This window comes from Paraburkholderia sp. (genome assembly GCF_035948235.1).
Classification (GTDB): Bacteria; Pseudomonadota; Gammaproteobacteria; order Burkholderiales; family Burkholderiaceae; genus Paraburkholderia.
Genome location: NZ_DASZJJ010000137.1, coordinates 30,736 through 51,854, shown reverse-complemented (window position 1 = coordinate 51,854; position 21,119 = coordinate 30,736). Strand labels below are relative to the sequence as shown.

Sequence of the window (21,119 nt, the reverse complement as noted above, 5' to 3'; positions counted from 1 at the left end):
CCGCGCCGCCCGCCCGCGCTCGCGCAGGCGGCGATACATGCACAGCATCGGCGTGACGCCGATGCCGCCCGCCACCAGTAGCGACGTCGCCGCCGTTTCGTCGAGCGCGAAATTGTTGCGCGGCGCGCCGATCGTCAGCGTCGCGCCGCAGCGCAACTGCTCGTGCAGCCAGCGCGAGCCGCCCCGGCTATTGGCGTCGTGCAGCACGCCAATCACATAGCGCCCATCGTCCTCGGGCGCGTTGACGAGCGAATAGCTGCGCACGAGACCGTCAGGCAGATGCACGTCGAGATGCGCGCCCGGCGTGAAGGCCGGAAACGTCGCTCCGTCCAGCGGCACGAGTTCGATGCTCGCGACGCGCTGTGCCTCGTGCCGCAGCGTGCGCACGCGCGCCTGCATCTGCGTTTGCCTTTGCGCTTGCAAACCCGCGCCGCCCGCTTCCTTGATGGGCTCGTTCATATGCGCCTCACGCCGCTTCGTCGCCGGCATCGTCCGTGGGACGCCCGCCGTGCACCGAGAAAAAGCGCGCGCCCTCGGTCTTCTGCCCGATTGCCGCCTCGTACGCCTGGCGCACGGCGTCGGGCTGCCCATACTGCCCGAAGAAGTCGCGCAGATAGGCGCCAAGCAGCGGATGCGCGGCCAGCGCATCGCGCGTGAGGCCGTGCATCATCTCCTCACGGCACGCCGAGGGCAGGAACACGTTGCGATTGGCTTCGGCATCGGTGATGAGGCCCTTCGGCGTCTTGCCCGCTGCCACCGCTTCAAGCTCCTCGAAAAAGCGCCGGCGCATCATGACGATGCCGCGATCGCTCGCGCCCAGCGTTTCCTTGGTGCGATCGGTAATGGCGCCCTGCCCGACCCAGGCCGCGAAATCCTGGTTCGCCACGTGGGTGGTGATCCATTCGCCGTGCTCGTCGCGCAGCGGCCCGTACCATGCCGGAATATGCTCCTGCACGTAGGGCTCGCGCTCCTTCGGCACCTTGTTGAGCACCCACAGGATGCTCAGCGTGTTGTGATCGTCGATGGGCACGCGCCATTCGAAGTGATGGCCCAGATAGAAACCGTTCGGCCACAGCGTCACGCGCCCCGTCGTCCACATCGGGTTCTGTTCGCTCTCGTGCGCCCGCAGGCGCTTGTAGACGAAGCCGTATTCGAATTCCTCGTAAACCGTGCGCAGATGTGTGGGCACGTGTTCGGCATGGCTATCCTGCTGGCGCCCGGTCCAGTTGTTGTGAGTCCATTCGAAGTGGATCGGGTCGATCGAGTTTTCCTGGCACTGGAACCAGTTGCAGGGAATCTCGGCCATCACGACCTGCGCAAAACCATTCGCATAACTAAACGGCTCCCAGTCGGGCAATTCCGGCGCGGGTGCGGGGCCCATATAGGCCCACAGCATGCCGGCCTTCGCGCGCACCGGATAGGCGGTGATCTTCGTCTTCTGGCGCAGCCGCGCTTCGGCATCGACGATCTCCTCATAAGGCTGATGCGTGCATTGACCGCTGCGGTCGAATTCCCAGCCGTGATAGGCGCAGCGCAGGCCGCATTGCTCGACGAAACCAAACGCCAGATCGGCGTTGCGATGCGGGCAACGGCGCTGCACGAGGCCGAAATCGCCGCTCAGATCCTTGTAGAGCACCAGATCCTCGCCGAACAGGCGGATCGGCCGCACGGCCTTATCGTCGAATTCCGCCACACCCGCAACCGGGTGCCAGTAGCGGCGCAGATAGTCGCCCATCGGGGTGCCGGGGCCGACTTCGGTCAGCAGCCGGTTTTTTTCTTCGCTCAGCATGTTGTGTGTCCTCACAGTCTGGAATCGCGACGGTGTGCACGGGCTGCGGCACGACCGTCGATGAGACACATTCTTGGCGACGCATGGCGAGCGCACAACCGCCTCAAAATCCAAAAAAGTCGCCGATCGTCTCAGCTTTATTCGTCTGCACACAGCCTTGCCGAGTCGCCTATGCGGGTTTCAACCGATGCGGATCGAGTCGTTTGGGACTTGCCGCCAAAATAAACCGGCCTCACAATTTCAGTTCATTTACGTTCTTTGTGTTCATTTTTGAACATTCAAAGGAACGATCGGCGATTTAATCTGGCGAAGAGAGGCGAGACAGCGATGCTGAAAATTGGTGTGATCGGTGGCGGGATTGGCGGACTGGCGGCGGCAATCGCGCTGCGCCGCGTGGGCCACGAAGTGACGGTATTCGAGCAGGCGGAAAGGTTTGGCCGCGTGGGCGCCGACATCAACCTCACGCCCAACGCGGTGCGGGCGCTCGACGGCCTGGGCATCGGCGCGCAGTTGCGCGAGACGGCGGCGCGGCCGAGCGCGCGCGTGAGCCGCATGTGGGACACCGGCGAGGAAACCTCGCGGCTGGCGATGTCCGACGAGGCCGAACGCAAGTACGGCGCGCCGCAACTGACGATGCATCGCGCCGACGTGATGAGCGCGCTCGAAGCCGCGCTCGAACCCGGCGTGTTGCAACTGGGCAAGCGCACCGAATCCTTTGCCCAGGACGCGCAGGCGGCCACCGTCACGCTCGCCGATGGCAGCACGCACGCGTTCGATCTGCTGATCGGCTCGGACGGCATCCATTCGGGCGTTCGGCGTCATCTGTTCGGCGCGGAGCATCCGCAGTTCACCGGCATCGTCTCGTATCGCGCGGTGGTGCCCGTCGAGCGCGTGCGCAGCGGCGACACCGGCGCGTTTGTCAAATGGTGGGGGCCGAGCGACGATCTGCAGATCGTCACCTTCCCGCTCAATCGCGGCCGCGACGTCTTCATCTTCGCGACCACCTCGCAAGGCGACTGGACCCACGAGTCCTGGACCATGCCCGGCGACCCCGACGCGCTGCGCCGCGCCTACGCCGCTTTTCACCCCGAAGCGCGGGCGCTCCTCGACGCGTGCGACACGGTGCTGGCCTCGGCGTTGTATATTCGCGATCCGCTACCGCAGTGGAGCGGCGCGCGCATGACGCTACTCGGCGACGCCTGCCACCCGATGATGCCGTTCATGGCGCAGGGCGCGGGCATGGCGATCGAGGATGCGGTCGTGCTGTCCCGCGCACTCGCCGACGTGAGCGCCGCCAACCCCGAAGCGCTGCAGGCCGCGCTCGCGCGTTACGCGCAGGCGCGTCAGGAGCGCACGGCGCGCATCCAGATCGGCTCGCGCGGCAATAACTGGCTCAAGAGCGGCGGCAACGCCGACTGGGTCTATGGCTACGATGCGTGGACCGTGCCGCTCGCCTGAAGCGGGCGCAGCCCGAAAACGAGAACCGATGATCGACGAATATCCGAACCCCGAGTCCAGTGGTGCTCAATCCGCTAAAACAGCGGCGAAAACTGCCGACGCCACCTCGCCCGTCGAGCGGGCGTTCCGGTTGCTGCGTTACGTGGCCGAAGGCGGCTCGACCGCCAACCTCAGCGACGTGGCGCGCCAGATCGGCGTGAATCGCGTGACGCTGATGCGCCTGCTCGATTCGCTTGAAGCTGCGCAACTCATTGAGTTGCAGCCCGGCGGCGGCGCGCATCGGCTGGCGTTGCCGTTTTTGACGCTTGCGGCAAGCGCGCTGGGCGCTTCGGATCTCACCTCGCGCGCGCGCCAGGTCCTGCCGGAACTGGTCGCGCGCACCGGGCTTTCGGCGTTCCTCGCCGTGCTCGAGGGGGCGGAAATCGTTTATCTGCTTTGCGAGACGCCGGACACCCCGCTCGTCACGCGCATCCGCACGGGCAGCCGCTTGCCCGCGCATCGCGCGACGCCGGGCCTCGCGATGCTCGCGCACCTGCCCGACGACGCGCTGCACGCACGCTACGCGCAACAGAGCGCAAGCGCGCGTCCGGCCGACTGGACGGCGCTTGCGGCCACGCTCGACAGCGTGCGCGCGAACGGTTGCGCGTGGAGCTTTTCCGGCCTCGAAGCGGGCATCGATTCGTGCGCGGCGGCGGTACGCGACGCACGCGGCGAGGTGCTCGCGGCGCTTAGCGTGGCCGGGCCGAATACCGCCTTTCTGGCGGACGAAAACCTGCGTGCGCGTGTGGAAGCCAGCGTGAAGAGCGCCGCCGATACGCTTTCGCGCGCGAGTTTTTAAGCGTGCCCGTTAGCGCCCAGTAGCGCCCGTTATCCCCCACCAGCAGCCAGCTTGTGTTAGCCGACGCACATTGCGTTGGCGGCAGCGCTGGTGCAACTGGCCGCCTGAGCGTACGCTGCGGCGGGGCACGTTGTAAGCAGGCTTTAGGCGCGCACAGGCCGGCCACTGAGCCGGGCGGACCGTTTTCCGGCACTGGAGGAACGCATGTTCGACAAGGCGCTGCGTATCGAGGGTGGCCCGGACTGGCATCACGTCAACGTCTATACCGACAGCACGTTCGTCGCGGTTCTGCTGGTGGTCGCCCTGCTGCTCGCCATTCTGCTGGCCAGCGCGATCTGCTACTACCTCACGCGCGCGGTCATGCTGACGATCGTGGGCCGCCTTGCGCGCCAGCCGCACCGAAAATGGCTGCGCGCCGCCCAATCCCACAAGGTGTTTCACCGGCTCGCGCCGCTCGTGCCCGCCCTGATCGTCTATGCGGCCGCCCCGCTGCTTTCGGGTCTCACGTTCCCCTTCGTCTCGGCACTCGGGCACCCCCTGGCCATACTCGCGGCGTGCTACATGGTGTACACGCTGCTGCGGGCCGCGCTGGCCTTCCTCAATAGCGTCGGCGAACGCTACAGCCACTTTCCTTCGGCGAGCGAGCGCCCAATCAAAAGCTTCCTGCAGACGGCAACGATCGTGCTCTATGTGATCGCGCTGATCGCCGCGATCTCGGTTCTGCTGGAACGCTCGCCGGCCTATTTCCTGACGGGTCTCAGCGCGATGACGGCGCTACTCATCATCATTTTCCGCGACTCGCTGCTTGGCTTTGTAGCCAGTATCCAGCTCACCGTCTACGACATGGTGCGGGTAGGCGACTGGATTGAAGTCCAAGGCTACGTCGCCGACGGCACCGTGATCGACATCGCACTGAACACCATCAAGGTCCGCAACTTCGACAATTCGATCGTCATGCTGCCAAGCTATGTACTGCTGACGAATAGCGTGAAAAACTGGCGCGGGATGAGCGAGTCTGGCGCCCGGCGTGTCAAACACGCGATCCATTTCGATGCCGACACGGTACGCTTTGCCGATGCCGCGCTGCCTGGCCAGTTGAACAACAATGACGACGGCAGACGGCCACCGGTGGAAGTGACACCCGGCGAGACGCGCCGCACGAATCTGGGCCTCTATCGCCTCCACCTGAACGCGTATTTTCGCGACCATCCAGCGGTCCGCCACGACATGCCGGTTGTCATACGCCAGGTGCAATCCAGCGAGCCCGTGGTTGCGCTCGAAATATTTCTCTACCTCGACGAAACGCGCTGGGAAGCGTACGAAGCCCTGCAGTCGGACATGCTCGATCACGCTTATGGGCTGGTGCCCCTGTTTGGGTTGCGCTGCTGGCAGGAGCGGAACACGTCGTCGCGGCAGCGTTGATCTGCCGCTGCGGCCTTCAGTCGTTTGTCGGCGAGGCGGTCGAGTTCGTCACGCATCAGCTTGCCTGTGGCGTATGGCATTTCGCTCAACGCGCCGACGCGATCCAGCAACAAGCGCCTCACATCACCGTCGAACGCGCTGCCCAGCGCCATCGTGCGCATGAGCCGTGTATCTCCGGCGAACAACGCCGTTTCGCCCGGCCCGTCCAGCAGCAGGTCCGTCGCGGCAATCAGGCGAATATCCTCATAGACCGTCCGCGACGCGCCAGCGTAGATCAAGCGCTTGCCATGACATTTCGCGAGCTGCCTGAACCAGGCGCTGCGCAAAGTCCAGATACTGCCGTGCAGGACAAAATGGCCGCACGGCATCCGGACCAGCCGCTCCATCGCGTCGCGCTCCGACAATGCGTCATCGCCCAGCAAGCGGTCCAGATTCGCGGTGACTAGCACTGCATCGGGACCCAGGCCAATCGCCTCGCGTACGCGCCGGCGCTGCATGCGCGAAAAGTGACCATCCCACGGATCGGGCGAGGTTCCCGTCGTGATATCCACACGAAAGCCACGCGCTGAGGGTTCGCGAGGAACGACCGGCAATACTTCTGTCATGGCGGCACCTCATATGCACGTCTTCGCGATCCAGATAATTTTCAGAATCAACTCCCGGTCTTCGTTATCGAGCACGTCCTCTTCGCTAACGGCGAGTTGCTCCAGCGAGTCCGAAAGACAGCGGATATCCGGCGCGGCCCGGGAAACTACCGGCCAGTGACGCATCAGGCAGCCGAGCGCAACAACGCTGCGCCGGGCGCACCACCGTTCAAAGAGCGCGCAGCACAACTGCTCGACTTCCGCCGCGAGCTGCATATGCTGTAGCTGCCGCACTTGCCGCGTCATGCACTCGTCCATGAACGGCTCCTGAAGAGGCCCGGCGTTCAAGCGGTTCTTGCTGCGCACGCGTCCTGCAAATCCCGTTCAGCGCATGAACAGGTTCAGGTCGAACACGTAGTCGGGCAACGCCGATATCTGCGGATTGCTCAGATTCAGATAGGTGACGTCGCTGTTCATGAGCGTGCTGTGAAAGGTGATGCGCGAGATAAACGGGCGCACCTGGCCATCGACGCGAATCTGGTTGCCATAATCCATCGTCGAGGACTTGAACTTCTTGCCCGATACCGTGTAGTACTCGGCCATGACGCCTAGCAGGCGCTTTTTGGATACCCAGTACTTGATGCGGTCGTAAGTCGTTTTATCGTTTTTGGCCTTCAGGTCGAAGACGTAGCAATCCTCCCCGTCTACGGTCTCGTCGGCGAGCTGATTCGCTTCGTAATCCTCTGCATAGTTAGTCGATGCAATGTCGCCGTATGCGGCGTCACCCAGCAGTTTCTGCCGCTGAGAAATTGGCACGGGCTTCGACAGGCCCGGTTTGTAGAACCACATGCTGGAGCTAAGCATCAGTAGTTTCTGACCGCGATACTTGGGCGGCGCAAGCGACAACCCCGACACGTCGAAGCCACGCGCCTTGATCTCGTACGACATATCGTCGAGGACTTCATTGTTTTCCGTGGACTGGACGCTCACCTGCCAGGACACGCCCGCCACATTCCCGCGCGCCTCGTCGGCGGCCTTGAGGATTTCGTGCGGCGTGAGCGATGCGTGCGCCGCGGCCGCTATTGCGAGGCTGGCCAACAGTCCGGCGAGCGCGAAAATGCGCTTGATAATCCGCTCCATGATTGAACTCCCTTCCAGAAAGTCAGCCGATTCCCACGATTCCCACGATTCCCACGATTCCCACGATTTCCCCGATTTCCCCGATTTCCCGCCCTTCAGGCATAACCGAGCGCATTCACGATCACCATGCGCGCCGCCTTGCGTGCCGGCATCAGCGAGGCGAACAGCGACAGCAACAACAACGCCAGAACGCTGTAGATCCAATAACTGGGCACGAAGTAGATTTGCAGCGGCACCTGACGGCTGATCTGCGGCGGCACCCATGTAGGCTGGAACCAGGCGACCGCCCACAACACGCCGAGGTTGAGCAGCGCGCCAAGCAGCGCGCCGAAGATCCCCAGCATCAGGCTCTCCAGCGCAAACAACCCGACAATGCCGCGCCGCCGCACGCCCAGCGCGCGTAGCGTGCCAATCTCGCGCGTGCGCTCCATGATTGCCATCGTCACCGTATTGACGATACTCATGACAACGATCGTGAATACGATCAGGAAGGTGATGAGAAAGATTACGTCGAACATCTTCTTCACTTTGGTATAGAACGGCGAAAGCTCGTTCCAGGTCTTCACGTCCACGGCAAGTCCCGCGGCGGCAAACTCGCGTTCGAGTTCCGCGCGGACCGCGAGCGTTTGCGTGTCGTCGCGCAGGAGGATGGTGAGACGATCGACATTCGTGGTGTCGTAGAGGCTTTGGGCGAACTTGAGCGGCACCGCGGCGAAGGAATTTTCCAGCGCCTCGTCGGGTGCATCGATGAGTTGCACGATCTGCGCATCAAGCGCGTTGATCTGGCCGGAAATCGTCGGCGACATCGCCACCGCGCCCGTACCCAGCTTCAGGTTCAACTGCTGCGAAAGCCCGTGCGTGATGCCGATTCCGTAGTCCAGCGCATCGGACAACGGCTTGCCGTCATAGAGTTTCGCGCGCCCCATCACGCCCACCGCATGGCTGGCAATCGCCTGGATGTCACCCGGCACGCGGCCCGGCGCAAAGAAGATTGTCGATACCTTGCCATTGCTAAGCAGTCCGGATATTTGCAGCTGAGGCGTGACGACCAGCACTTCCGGGTGACGCGCCAGGATCGCGCGCATCGCTTTTACATCGCCTTCCGAGAGCAGATAGCGCGTGGGTTCCAGCTTGCCGTGCAACAGGAAGCCCTGCTTGAACACCGTGAGGTGTCCGTTAGCCTCAGCGTAGATATAGCTGTCCTTGAGGCTCTGGAAGATGTACTGCGTGAAGCCTCCCAGCGTGTTAACGGCCAGAAAACCCATGCCGATCGCGAGAATCGTAAAGAGCGAACGGCGTGCGTTGCGCCACAGGTTCCTGAGCGCGAGCTTGAACCAGGTCATCATCAGTATCTCCCCATCGCGTAGTTGACGGTCGGCTTATGAATGCGGTCTTCGATCAGCGCGCCGTCGCGCATCATGATGCGGCGATCGACGCGCTCCAGCAGGCGCTCGTCGTGGGTGGAGAACACAAACGTCGTGCCTTCGCGCTCGCTGATATTGCGCATCAGGTCGATAATGCGGCGCGCGTTGTCCGAGTCGAGATTGGCCGTTGGCTCGTCGGCAACCACAAGGCGTGGATTCGCTATCAACGCGCGCGCTATCGCCACGCGCTGCTGCTGGCCGCCGGAGAGCTTGCTTGGGCGATGCGAGGCAAAGCCTGATAACCCCACATCGGCCAGACGCCGCTCGGCCGCATCCACACATGCGCGCGAAGCGCGTCGGCCGATCTGCAGCGGCAGCATCACGTTTTCCAGCGCGGACAGCACCGGCAGCAGATTGAAGCCCTGAAAAACGAAGCCGATCTTGCGATTTCGCGCGCGGCTGCGCGCGTCGTCGCTGAGCGTGGCCGCGTCGCGCCCCTCGAAGAGCACGGTGCCCGACGTGGGTGTGTCGAGCAGCCCAATCAGATTGCACAACGTGGACTTGCCCGATCCCGACGGTCCCCACGCCGCGACGAACTCGCCCGCCTGGATCGAGACATCCACGTTTCTGAGCGCCGTGATCTGCGACTCGCCAAGCTGGTATCGCTTGACGACCTGGCGCATCTCCACAAGCGGTTCGCTAGCCTGAGTCAAGGCGAGTATGGTCATGTGAGGCTCCTCGATCAAAACGTCGATGGGCTGTTGTCGTCACGCCCGCACACTTCGGGTCCGCATTCACGGCACACGGCGACGATCATCGCGCCATCCTGCACGGTGCTAACCTGCGCTTCGCGAGCGCTGCCCCGATGGCGCATGTGCAACTGGCCGCCGGATTCCAGCGCCGTCGCCTCGAAATGCTGCGGCGCGCCCTCCACTCCGGTGCCCAGCCATTTGCCCAGCGCCTCCTTCGCACACCAGAGCCGCGTAACCCACGCATCGCGCTGTACCTGCGTCAACGATTCGGCATGCGAAATATGTTCGAGCAGGGCACGTTCTGCGTCACTGGAGATCGTGCGCAGGAAAGCCTCGTCGCGACTCGCAACGCGCTCGATATCCACGCCCACGGGCGCGCGCTGTGCGATCGCCACGGCTTCGTCGCCGCAATGCGCGATTGTCAGCGCGGGCACGCTCGCGTCGGGCCAATCCGTGACGACCGGCTTGCCGCGCGCGTCATTGGCGACACCGAACGCCGCAGGATGCAACGCTGTCTCGTGGCCGTGCTCACGTGCGTGCCACGCGCGCAACGCGTCTTTCGCTGCGATGCGGCCGAGTAGCCACGCGCGCTGCCGCCCCGCCGGTTCCACGCGTTGCGCGTGCTTCGCGAATACGGCCATTTCGTCGCCATTCAGGTAATGGCGCGCCAGCAATTCCAGATCGAAACCCGCGAGGCACGCTTTCGTCACGCGCCGCGCGACCGCGTCCGCATCGGCGGCGCCTGGCGGCAGCGCGAGTTCGTCGCTGAGCAGATGCTTCTCGGGCCGGCGGCGAAACGCCACGAGTTTGCGGTCCCACTGGAAACGCCACGAACGCCAGTCCTTCACGCGCAGCCACACGCCGCCCTGACCGTCCTCGATCTCGACGTTAGCGGCGAGCGTCTTGCCCGCGCCGCTCGTGACCTCCACCCGCATCGGCACGCGTGTGCCGGGCGCAGGCGTCGAGCGATAAAGCTCGAGCTTGCCGAGGCCAATTGGAAACACCACGCCGCCCTGCTGCAAGGTCCATACCGCCATCGCCTGCCCCACGGTGTCGAGCAGTGCAGGATCGGTCAGCAATTGCGGCTGCGCGGTCGAACGCAAAAAGCTGGCCGGTGAATTCACACGCAGATCGGCCTGCACGCCTTGCGATCCCACCAGCATGTCTCCGGTTATGCACTGGAAGCGCGGCCCGTGAAAAAGCTGGCGCTCCTCGTAGACTTGCCCCGCCGAAACCGCCCGCGGTTCGTTCAGGAGACCGAAGCCAAGATTGAGATCGAGCTGATAGTGCGAGCTGAACAGCACCGTTGCGCTGATCGATGGCCGGGCCTCGTCCTGCACGTAGATTTGCGCGTCGATGCGGCAGATTTCGCGCTGCGGATCGACATTGCGGGTGCGCGCCTCGACCCGCAGCGCGAGCGAGTCGGTATCGGCCAGCGCGATCCAGCGCGCCGCATTCACCTGCTCGAAGCCGATCAATCCGAACCCTGGCGCCAGACACGCCGCGGCTTCCGCCATGATCTCCAGGCTCACGGTCATCGGCACCACCGGAAAGCACGCGGATAGCGGCTTGACCCCGTCCGCCTGCACGAAGTGGTGATCCGCGAGATACAGATCCTCGTCGAGCGAAAGCCGTCGTGCGACCATGACCGCTACGCCCGGCTCGTAGCTGAGTACGTCACCCACGAACGGCAACACGCGCTCGGGTTCTGGTTCGCGTTCGGCAACAACGGGTTCATAGGCGCTCGCACCGGCTTCGTGCGCCGCGCGTGATTCGTCGGCCGCGAGCCCGGCTGCCGCGCGGACTTCATGCAGTCGCGCGATGATGGGCATGCCGTGGTCGTGGTGATTGAGCATCACACTTTCTCCATGACGAGGCCAGTCACCGTCATGCCGGGCCCGAATCCCAGCGAGACGACGCGCGTGCCCGGCGCGATGGCTTTTTCTTCGACGATGCGCTTGAGGATGTAGGGAATCGTCGCCGAGGTCATGTTGCCGTTGTCGCGGAACACCTCCTTGCTGATGCCCACGTAGTCGTCGCGCAGTCCCAGTTCGTCCTGCACGTGCTCGACGATGCGCGGGCCGCCCGGATGGATCGCAAAGACAATGCTGTGTTTCTCGCGCTCGAAGTCGATGCCCGCGCTTTGCAGCAGCGAAGTCACGAAACGCCGCACATGCTGCTTGATGACGATGGGTACGCGGATCGTGAGCGTCATCTGGAACTGGTGCGGCGCGGGCACCTCGGTCATTTCATCGGCGGAATCCGGCAGCAGATGTTCGTCGAAGGCGAGCACGCGCAAACCACGCAGGCCGTGCGAGCGTACGTACTCGTCCGAGCACACCGAATACTTGATGAAACCGTCGCCGAACAGCGTCATCGCGACGATGTTCTGCGCGCTGCCATCCTCCAGGTTGTGGTGCGCGGAAAGCAGTTCCGTATGCACGACATCGACGCGCTGCTTGGGCGGCGTCACGCCGAAGTGCGACGACGACAGAAAGCCGTGCGCCATGCGGATCGCCGGAAACGCGCCGTAGCAGCCCATGTGGTAGCTGTGCGTCACGGTCGTATCGAACCATTCCTTGTGCGCCACCATGCGCTCGACGGGACTTGGCGAAAGATAGCCGGTGCTGGTCACGTGGATCATGTCGTCGGGTGCATCGGGGATGCCGTCGTACATTTCCGCAAGACAGTCGCCCACGACTTTCGCGTAGCTTTCGTGACGCTCGCGTATGTCCGCGCCCTTCGGGTCCTTCAGGTCGGGCGAATGCAGACGCAGATGCCGATGCTCGGGAGCCGGGTCGGCGAGCACGAGTTCCCCATCGACAAAGCGGATATCGCGCAGGCGCGGGAAGAATACCAGTTGACGGCGGCGGATCTGGTCGGGCGTCACCGCGTAGCGCGAAAATTTGTCCCTGAAATCGCGCACGGTCTGGCGGATGCCGTCGCGCGTCTGGATGTCGTGCGTGCGGCAAAAGCCCATGGCCAGGGCGTACGAACTCACCTCCAGCGTGATGCGCTGCGCCACCGGCTTGGCAACCTGGGCGGGCCAGAAGTTGGTGAGGACGGGCTTGGCGAAAGTATTCATTTGAGCGTGCTCCCCTGGTTGGCCTTGCGTGCGTCCGGGCCGAGCCGTAGCGCGGCGATCTGCTGGAGACTCGACGAGATCACGAGTTCGGGCGTACCGCTCGCCCCGCGCTCCAGTTCGGTCATGAAGTGGCGTCGTCCTAGTTCAACAGGAATGGGCCGGATCGAGCGCAGCGCATAGAGGCGGCGCAATTCGTTGCTCACCATGCCGGCGTCCCACGGCCCCCAGTTGATCGAGAGTGCGTGAACATGCGGCCATGTGTGGCACATCCGGTCCGCGAGCTTGTTGAGCACTTCGTTCGCCGCGCTATAGTCCGACTGCCCCACGTTGCCGAAGCGTCCCGTGACCGACGAGAAAAACACGATGAACTTCAGTTGCTGCGGGCGCAGCTTGCGTTCGAGCACGAGTGCGGGCGTGACCTTGGTGTCGAACACCGCTTCGAAGGCGTCGAGCGGCTTGTCGGCGATCAGCCTGTCGCTGATTACACCCGCGCCGTGCAGCACGCCATCGATACGTCCGTAGTGCTCGTATACATCATCGATCAGTTGTTCGAATGATTTCTCGTCACGTACATCCAGGCTGCGATAGTCGATGGTGGCACCCGCCGCGCGCATCGCCGCAAGATTCGCGCGTATCTCGCGATCGCGCAGGATCCGCGTGTAAATGCGCTCGATCTCCGCCGGCGTGATTTTGTCCGCGTGGGCGCGCCGCTCGCGAATCAATATCTGCTTGAGCGTGGCGGGATCGTCGATGCCGGCGGTCGATGCGTCCTCTTCGGCGGGCAACGGGCTGCGGCCCACCAGCACGAGTTTCGGCCGATAACGCTCGGCAAGCGCGCGCGTCACGTCCGCCGTGATGCCGCACGCACCGCCGGTGACGAGCACGACCGCGTCGGGATCGAGCGTGAGGCGCGAGAGATCCTGGCGCACGACGTCGGTGTGCCGCAGATCGAGACGCCAGCGGCCCTGGGCCGTGTAGCCCACCTCGATACCAGGCTGGCCGCTGCGCATCTCGCCAATCACGCGTGCCGCCTGGACGGCGGGCGCGAGCGCAGGATCGACGTCTACGCACTTGACCTTCACGCCCGGCCACTCGCGCGCCGCCGTCTTCGCCACGCCCAGCACGCCCGCGCTTTCGACTTCGAACGCGCGCGAGCGGCTCAGGCCAAACTGCCCGTCGAAGGCCGTCACGTTGACGAGCCAGGCGCCGCCCTGAGCCCCGCCTTTCAGATCCTGCTCGAACGCCTTGAGCAGCAGGAACAGCGCACGCGCATCGTGGCGATGGCCGTGCGCCCCGCCGGTTACGGCGCCCATCACATTGATGAGCACAACCGGCTTTGCAGCAGACGCAGCAACGACGAGCTCGCGTAGTTGCCGTACCGCCGCCAGCGACGATAAATCCACTTCGTAGTGCTGAGCGTCGATGGCGCGCGTGAGCGTTGCAGGCACAATTCGCTGCACCTCGGCGCCCTGCCCCGCGAGCACGCTGGCGAAGGCATCGGCCAGCGGCCCCGTGCCGACCAGCAACACGCCCGCGTTCGCGAACAGGTCGCCAGCCCCCGCGGCCTCGTCCAGTCCCGCCGCGACTGCCTCCAGCGCATAGCACTGCACCGGGTCGCCGTGCGCGACATCGTCATCGGACTCCACCGCTTCATTGGACGAAGTCGGTGGAGCCGAGGCTTTTTTTGGCGCATGCCCTCCGGCAACGACGTTCGCTTGCGCGGCCGCCGCGCCCGTCATGTCCGCGTACCACGCCACGATTTCATTGAGCGTTTTAAGCCCCGAGAGCGCTTCGATGACGGCCTCCTCGTCGCGCTCGCCCAGCAGATTGAATTTCGTCGTCAGGTTGCTGAAGATCTCGACGCGCTTGATCGAGTCGATGCCGAGATCGGCTTCCATGTGGGCGTCAGGGTCGAGCATCTCGATGGGATAGCCGGTGCGCTCCGAGACGGCCTGAAGGAGGTGAGTCTTGAACGCTTCGGTCGAGGCCGCGCCCGCGCTGTTGGTGTGGCCTGACGGTACGGCTATAACCTGCGGCGCTTCGATCGGCGCACTGGATACCGATGGCGTCACCCGCTGCGGCGCGGGAGTGATCGGCGCGGCGGCGAGGATCTGGCGCGGTAACACGGGTGTGGGCGGCGCGGCGTCGAGTGTCGTCGCGAGCGCCACGGGCTGCGCCGCTTGCTGCGGCTCGGGCGCGGGAGCAAACACGGGCGCAGGTACGGCAAGCGGCGCACCGACGGTAGACGCCGCCGCTGTGGCCAGCGGCACCGCACCCAGAATCGCATAAGGCGACGGTTGCTGCAGCGGGTCAGCAATCCCCGCACGCTGACGCGGCATGGCGACAAGCTGCGCCTGGAATTCAAGGAAATGCCGCAAGCTGCGTTGCTGCTCGAACTGCAGCTCCAGCAGACGGCTCACGCCGAACTGGATCTGGGCGAACTCGGTCTCCGAGCAGCGCTCTGCGGGCGGCGCGCCACGCGCAATCGCGCCTGGCCCTTCGCCGGGTAGGTTTTCCATTTTCATCGTGGTTCTCCTGTCGCTGAGGATGGAAGGCGTAAGCGGCAGCGCCGGCGCAAAAGCAGGCACTGCTGCGGCGAAGGCCGGCGCCGGATCGGCAGCGGCAGGCGCGGGGGACGCGGCGGCGGGAGGTGCCGCAACGGACGGGGGAAGGGACGCAGCGACGGCCTCAGGCTGCGTTGCGGACGACGGCGCGTGCGATACGGACAACGTCTGCGGATCGGCCTGGGCGACCACGATGGGCGCCGCCTGACGCCGCGCAACGGCGCGCGGCTGCGGCGCATGCCACGGTTTCGCACGCGCCGCATTCACGCGCCACACGAGCGGACCGGGCGCGTCGCGCGTGGCGGCATCGGCGAAGACTTCCTCGACGCTCCAGTCCTTCAGACCGCGATGGGCAAACCAGGCATCGAGCCGCACCAGCAGGCCGATCACCTGTGCCTGAGCGAGCAATTGCGCGAGTTGCAGCCCGCAAGAACGCCCCGGCGCGTCGATTCCCAGCGTCGCATGCGCACGGCTGCCCAGAATGCGATCGACCAGACCGCCCAGCACGAGGCCCGGCCCGCATTCGACGAATACCCGCGCCCCCGCGCGATAAAGCGCTTCGATCTCGTCCGCGAAACGCACCGGCTCTGCGATATGGCGCGCCAGCAGCGCCCGCACCTCGTCGCCGGACGGAGGATACGGCTCGCCCGTCGTGTTGCTGTACACCGGCACGCCAGGCGTATTGAATTCGACGTTCGCCAGTTCCGCGGCCAGTGCATCGCGCGGGCCGGCCATGATGCCGCAATGGAACGCGGCGCTCACCGGCAACTTCTTTACGCGCAAGCCCGCCTGGGCGAAAACCGGCAGGGCTGCGTCGATGGCTTCGACCGTGCCGGATACGATGGTTTGATCCGGGCCATTCAAATTAGCAATGCTAATCTTCATGTCATGACTGGCGATCGTTTCGGCCACACATACGCCATCGGCTTCGAGCGCCGCCATTGCTCCGGGCGGCGCATCCGCCGACAGCCTGCCGCGCGCCATGGAAAGCCGGATCAGCGCGTCGAAGGAGAGCGCGCCGGCCGCGCACAGCGCAACGTACTCGCCATAGCTATGCCCCGCGACAAAGTCCGGGCGCAGTCCGAAACGCGTGAGCACGTCGAATGCCGCCATACCGGTCATGCCCAGCGCGGGCTGCGCGACGGCCGTATCGTTGAGCGCTACCTGTTGCGCGTCGCGCGCGGCGTCGTCGAACACGGGCACCGGAAAGATATGCGACGCGATGCGCTCGCCTGCGTTGCCCTCATCAGCGGGCGGCGCTTCCTCGAAGTATCGTTGCAGCCCAGGCATGGTCGCGACCAGATCGCGCAGCATGTTCACGCGCTGCGAGCCCTGCCCCGGGAACAGGAAACACACGCCGCCTGCGGCTTCCTTGCGCTCGGCGTAAAAGAGCGCCGGCGGCGCCGAGATTTCCGCGTGATCCGGCAGCAGTTCGAGCACGCGCGCAAGCTTGTGCCGGAGATCCGCAATCGACGTCGCCAGCACCACCAGACGGCACGCGTGCGAGCCGTTCACGCGCTTGACGGCCGACTGCTCGCGGCACAGCGACCACGCCAGTTGCGCAAGATCGACTGCCTGGGTGCGATCGAGCGCCTGCTGCAACTGGCGCACAGCCTTCTCGATCTCCGCACGGGTCGGCCCGGCGAAGGCAAAAATTTCCGCGTCGCGCGGGTTGAGGTCGAGCGCGTCCGACTCGCGGAAACTGCCCGTATACTCGGCCAGCACCGTATGGAAATTGGTGCCGCCAAAGCCAAACGCGCTCACGCCGCAGTAACGCGGTTGCGCCTGCGCGCCGCGCAGCCAGGGCCGCGTCTGCGTGTTCACATAGAACGGCGAGGTCTCGAAGTCGATTCCGCTCGCGGGTTTATCCACGCCGATGGTGGGCGGCAGCACGCGATGGCGCAGCGCAAGCGCGGCCTTGATGAGGCCCGCCATGCCTGCCGCGACCTTGGTGTGCCCGATCATCGATTTGACCGAGCCGACCGCACAGACCTGCTTGCCCATCTGCGCCTCGCCGAACGCGAGATTGAGCGCGGCGATTTCCGACTTGTCGCCGAGCGCCGTGCCGGTGCCGTGCGCTTCGATCAGCGTCACGGCAGCGGGATCGACGCCCGCTTCCGCGTAGGCGCGCTTGAGCGCCTGCACCTGGGCGGGCGGATGCGGCGCGGTCAGGCTGCGGTTGCGCCCATCGCTGGAACTGCCGATGCCCTTGATGACGGCATAGACGCGGTCGCCGTCACGCTCGGCGTCGGCGAGGCGCTTGAGCACCACCGCGCCCACACCTTCGCTGATAGCGATGCCATCGGCGCTATCGTCGAACGGACGTGAGCGCCCGCGCGGCGAGAGCGCATAGGTCTGCGCGAAACACATGAAACCGAGCGGTCCATTGGTGCCGTCCACGCCGCCCACCAGCGCGACGTCGGCATCGTGGCTGCGCAACTGGCGCATGCCCGCGTCGAGCGCGGCCAGCGACGACGCGCAGGCCGCATCGACCGTGAAATTCGCGCCGCCCAGATCGAACCGGTTGGCCACGCGCCCGGCGATCACGTTGCCGAGGATGCCGGGGAAAGTGTCCTCGGTCCATTTGGGCAGCACGTCGTCGTAGATCGACGCGAGCAGTTGTTCGCGCGCCGCGTCGGACAGGCCTGGCACGTTGCGCAGATAGTGCGGCAGCAGCGCGCGGAAATTGAAAATCGTGCCGAGGTCGTTCATGCCGCCCACCGCGAAGATGGTCGCGGTACGCTCGCGCGGGAAGCCGCGGCGCTCAAATCCGGCGTCCTCCAGCGCGAGCCGCGCGACTTCGAGCGACAGCAGTTGCACCGGTTCGATCGACGCCACGCTCGCGGGCGCGATGCCGTAGCGCTGCGGATCGAAGGCGATATCGTCCAGAAAGCCGCCCCACTTCGAATAGATCTTGTCCGCCTGGCCGCGCTTCGGATCGAACAGATCGGCCACGCGCCAGCGATCGTCGCTGACTTCGCGGATCGCATCCACGCCGCGCAGAATGTTCTGCCAGTATTCGCGCACGTTCTGCGCGCCCGGAAACAGACACGCCATGCCGACGATGGCAATGTCTTCGCGCCGCGAGCGTGCCGGCAACGGCACAGGCCGGGCGCGACGGCGCAACAGCGCTTCGCTGCCGGCTGCGACGTTCTCGTGCAATTCGGCGACGCTGCAGGTGGACGTGCGCAGCCGCGCGACTTCGCCGAGCATATAGATGCCTTCATTGCGCTGGGTAGCCTCGTCGACTTCGACATAGCCGTCGTCGCCGCGTGCCAGTTCCGCGTCGCTGCGATGCGCGATGCCTTTTGCCGCAATGCGCAGCCGCCCGATATTCATCATCTCCAGCTTCATCAGCGTGTCTTCGTCCGAACTGGCGGACAGCACGAGATCGCGGCGCACCTTCTCGAATTCGTCGCAAAACGGCGTTTGCGCGCAGCGCGTGTAGACGCCCACGCCCGATTGCAGCAGCGCGGTCTTTTCGCACGCGACGGCCTCGCGCTGGAACCCCTCGACAATTGCGCCCTGCGCAACGATTTCGTGCGTGAAGAGATAGGCGGTACCCATGAGCACGCCAATCTTCATGCCGCGCGCGACGAGCGGCGCAGCCACCGCGCTGACCATCGCCGCCGAAAGCGCATCGTGCACGCCGCCAGCAAATAGCACCTGAACTGATTCGGCATCCTTAATATCGGCGTGCAAAAGAATTTCTATGGCCGATTCCCACAGAATAAAGCTGGTGCGCGGCCCCGTATGGCCGCCGCACTCGCTGCCTTCGAATACGAAGCGCCGTGCGCCGTCCGCGAGAAACCCCCGCAGCAAACCCGGCGAAGGGACATGCAGATACGTGACAGTGCCAGCCTCGTCCAACTCGCGCGCCTGGCTGGGGCGGCCGCCCGCGATGATCGCGAACGGCGGCTTGAAATCGCGCACGACTTCAAGTTGAGCCTGACGCAACTCCAGCGGCAGAAAGCCGAGAATGCCAACGCCCCAGGGCCGCGTGCCGATGCGCTCGACCGTGCTTTCCAGCACCGTGCGCACCTGCTTGCCGCGCAGCACCGCGAGGGCCAGGAACGGAAGCGCGCCGCCCTCTGCCACCGCAGCGGCGAACGCGCCGACATCGCTCACGCGCGTCATCGGGCCTTGCGCGATCGGGTAACGCGTGCCGTGCTGCTGCGCGAGCGCGCTATGCGGCGCGAGCGGCGTCTGGGCGGCGGCCTGCTCGATTGCGGTAGCGGCGTGCTCGCGCAGCGCGGTGATCATGCGGCCCACGGTGCCATAGCGTTCGGCGAAAGACGGTGCGAAGGCGATGTCCTGGCCAAGCGCAATCAGCCCATCGTCGCCCTGCATGCGCTGCGCCAGCGCTTCCTGCCAGGCCTCGCCTTTCGCGAGCGCGACGTCTAGCTCACGCAGATGCGCGCGCCCCGCACGGTTGAAGAAGCGATACTGCGCATCGCCCGCGCCGATCACCACGGTCTCGCTGCCATCGAGCTTCGACCATTGCATGCGCTGCGCGGGCGTAGCAAACGGGCCTTCTTCCGCGAGCCACAGCGGCTCGCCCAGCACCACGCCAGCCGCGCCAGCCAGCATCGCGGCCGCCGCCGTATGCAGGCCGATGCCGCCTTGAATCCACCAGGGGATCTCCAGTTGCCCGCTGAATTCCTGCAGCAGTATGAACGAGGCGTGCGGCCCCACATGGCCACCGGCTTCGTGACCCTTGACGATCACACCGTCGAACCCCGCGTCCTGCGCCACCTGCGCGCCGCGCAGATCCTGCACCTCCAGCATGACCGTGCCCGCAAGTTCATGAGCGGCACCCACAAGTTGCGCCGCGTCGGCGGCGCTCAATCCAGCCAGCACGAGCAAGGGCACCGGCAGCGCGTCGCCCAGCAATGCGCTCAGCTTAGCCAGCCCACCCGACGCATCCCTGCATGCATCCCAGCGCACGCCCCACGACGCCGACTCCGCTATGCCGCTTCTGAGTCGCGCAAGCGCGGCTTCGACCTCGCCAGGCGGCTTGCCGATGCCAAGATCCAGCACCCCAGTCGCACCCGCGCGGCAGGCCGCGATGGCGATCGCCGGAGTGAGCCAGCAAGACGGGGTGAGCGCCATCACCGCGAGCGTTTTTTGTCGGGCTGTTCTCATTGAAGTCCCCTTATCCACGGAAGTGGACGTGCATGACCGTAATGTGCTCCCGCTCGATGAGCCGGCGCACGCTTTCCAGACTCATCCGTTCGCGCTGCGGGACGATCACCAGCCGCGCCCCCTGGGTGAGCGGCCATAAGGATTGCCAAACAGCCTCGTCGAAGACGTGTTCGACGTCCTGTAGCAGCGAATCGCCCTGCCCGATCGGCGCCATCGCCTGCATCGACTCCAGCCGGTCCAGCACGTCGATGTGCTGCTGGAACACGACGCTAGGCGCATCGCTTCCCGCATCGCGGCACACCGCGCACGCAGGCGACACGCCATCGGATTTGCAGTCATCAGGCCAGTGGGCGTGGCAGGCGTCGTCGTCGTCATCGTTGTCATCGCAGCACACGACGTTCGCGCCGATGCCCGCGCAGCACGGCAGTTCGGCGCGCTGCGCGATCACCGTACGCGCGCCGGCGGCCCGCAGCGCCGCGGCCAGGCGCGTACAGTCGTTGAGCGGATCGAGCATCAGGCACACACCGCCCGCCTTGAGCACCGCGAGAATCGCCCGCACCATGGCAAGCGACACGGGCATGAGCACCGCACAGACTTCGCGTGGCGCGAGGCCTTGGTCCTGCAGGATCGCGGCAAGGCTGTCGGCCTGGCTGTCGAGTTCGCCGTAAGTCAGTTCGTCGTCGCCGAACTTCACGGCGCGCGCACCGGGGTTGATCTGCGCACGGACTTCGAAGCGGCGCTGGATCGGCTCTGGCACAAGTGAGTCGAGTGTCAACGAGTGAACGGGCGCAGATTCCTGCTGCGCTTCGCTCATCGCCCCTTCACTCGTTAAGGGATGCTGAATGATTTCTTCCAGCATCGTCCAGTCGAGCGCGGTATGCGGCACGCGGCACAGCAGCGCGTCGCCATCCATCACGGCGTGGTGCTCGGTTAGCCACCTGCCCAGGTCTGGTCTCACATTCATGGCGTTCCCCTTGC

13 protein-coding genes and 1 pseudogene are annotated in these 21,119 nt (G+C 65.1%); 3 read left to right on the top strand and 11 right to left on the bottom strand.

Going from position 1 to position 21,119, the window contains the following annotated elements:
- A pseudogene (locus VG320_RS12140) lies at positions 1-399 on the bottom strand (ferredoxin reductase); the annotation flags it as partial.
- Positions 400-466: 67 nt separating this feature from the next.
- Positions 467-1,789: an aromatic ring-hydroxylating dioxygenase subunit alpha gene (locus tag VG320_RS12135; protein ID WP_327200350.1), complete on the bottom strand. Its 1,323-nt coding sequence runs from the start codon at positions 1,787-1,789 to the stop codon at positions 467-469.
- A gap of 327 nt (positions 1,790-2,116) precedes the next feature.
- Between VG320_RS12135 and VG320_RS12130 the strand changes: the two genes are divergently transcribed.
- From VG320_RS12130 to VG320_RS12120, 3 genes are all read left to right on the top strand, one after another.
- Entirely contained in the window at positions 2,117-3,247 is a 1,131-nt protein-coding gene (locus VG320_RS12130) for an FAD-dependent monooxygenase (RefSeq protein WP_327200349.1), read from the top strand.
- 28 nt (positions 3,248-3,275) lie between these two features.
- Positions 3,276-4,085 (top strand): IclR family transcriptional regulator, encoded by an 810-nt coding sequence (locus tag VG320_RS12125; RefSeq protein WP_327200348.1) that lies wholly within the window; start codon positions 3,276-3,278, stop codon positions 4,083-4,085.
- A 204-nt stretch (positions 4,086-4,289) separates the two neighbouring features.
- Positions 4,290-5,507, top strand: a complete 1,218-nt coding sequence (locus tag VG320_RS12120; RefSeq protein WP_327200347.1) for a mechanosensitive ion channel family protein — start codon at positions 4,290-4,292, stop codon at positions 5,505-5,507.
- On the opposite strand, the gene VG320_RS12115 is transcribed toward VG320_RS12120, so the two are convergent.
- From VG320_RS12115 to VG320_RS12075, 9 genes are all read right to left on the bottom strand, one after another.
- Entirely contained in the window at positions 5,438-6,112 is a 675-nt protein-coding gene (locus VG320_RS12115) for a hypothetical protein (protein ID WP_327200346.1), read from the bottom strand. The two genes, VG320_RS12120 and VG320_RS12115, sit on opposite strands and share 70 nt — an antisense overlap.
- 9 nt (positions 6,113-6,121) lie before the next feature.
- The gene (locus VG320_RS12110; protein WP_327200345.1) at positions 6,122-6,409 is read right to left on the bottom strand and encodes a hypothetical protein; all 288 of its coding nucleotides are present in this window, start codon (positions 6,407-6,409) and stop codon (positions 6,122-6,124) included.
- Positions 6,410-6,475: 66 nt separating this feature from the next.
- Positions 6,476-7,231: an outer membrane lipoprotein-sorting protein gene (locus tag VG320_RS12105; RefSeq protein WP_327200344.1), complete on the bottom strand. Its 756-nt coding sequence runs from the start codon at positions 7,229-7,231 to the stop codon at positions 6,476-6,478.
- A gap of 95 nt (positions 7,232-7,326) precedes the next feature.
- Positions 7,327-8,577: an ABC transporter permease gene (locus VG320_RS12100; protein WP_327200343.1), complete on the bottom strand. Its 1,251-nt coding sequence runs from the start codon at positions 8,575-8,577 to the stop codon at positions 7,327-7,329.
- Positions 8,577-9,323 carry an ABC transporter ATP-binding protein gene (locus VG320_RS12095; RefSeq protein ID WP_327200342.1) on the bottom strand — a complete coding sequence of 249 codons (747 nt, stop codon included), beginning with the start codon at positions 9,321-9,323 and terminating at the stop codon, positions 8,577-8,579. Before VG320_RS12095 ends, VG320_RS12100 begins: the two co-directional genes overlap by 1 nt.
- Before the next feature lie 14 nt (positions 9,324-9,337).
- Positions 9,338-11,203, bottom strand: coding sequence for a 4'-phosphopantetheinyl transferase superfamily protein (locus tag VG320_RS12090; RefSeq protein ID WP_327200341.1), 1,866 nt, complete (start codon positions 11,201-11,203; stop codon positions 9,338-9,340).
- Positions 11,203-12,432 (bottom strand): 3-oxoacyl-[acyl-carrier-protein] synthase III C-terminal domain-containing protein, encoded by a 1,230-nt coding sequence (locus VG320_RS12085; protein WP_327200340.1) that lies wholly within the window; start codon positions 12,430-12,432, stop codon positions 11,203-11,205. The genes VG320_RS12090 and VG320_RS12085 overlap by 1 nt, the downstream gene beginning before the upstream one ends.
- The gene (locus VG320_RS12080; RefSeq protein ID WP_327200339.1) at positions 12,429-20,141 is read right to left on the bottom strand and encodes an SDR family NAD(P)-dependent oxidoreductase; all 7,713 of its coding nucleotides are present in this window, start codon (positions 20,139-20,141) and stop codon (positions 12,429-12,431) included. Before VG320_RS12080 ends, VG320_RS12085 begins: the two co-directional genes overlap by 4 nt.
- 10 nt (positions 20,142-20,151) lie before the next feature.
- A complete protein-coding gene (locus VG320_RS12075) occupies positions 20,152-21,105 on the bottom strand; it encodes an AMP-binding protein (protein WP_327200338.1) in 954 nt (317 codons plus the stop codon).
- Positions 21,106-21,119: the final 14 nt, after the last annotated feature.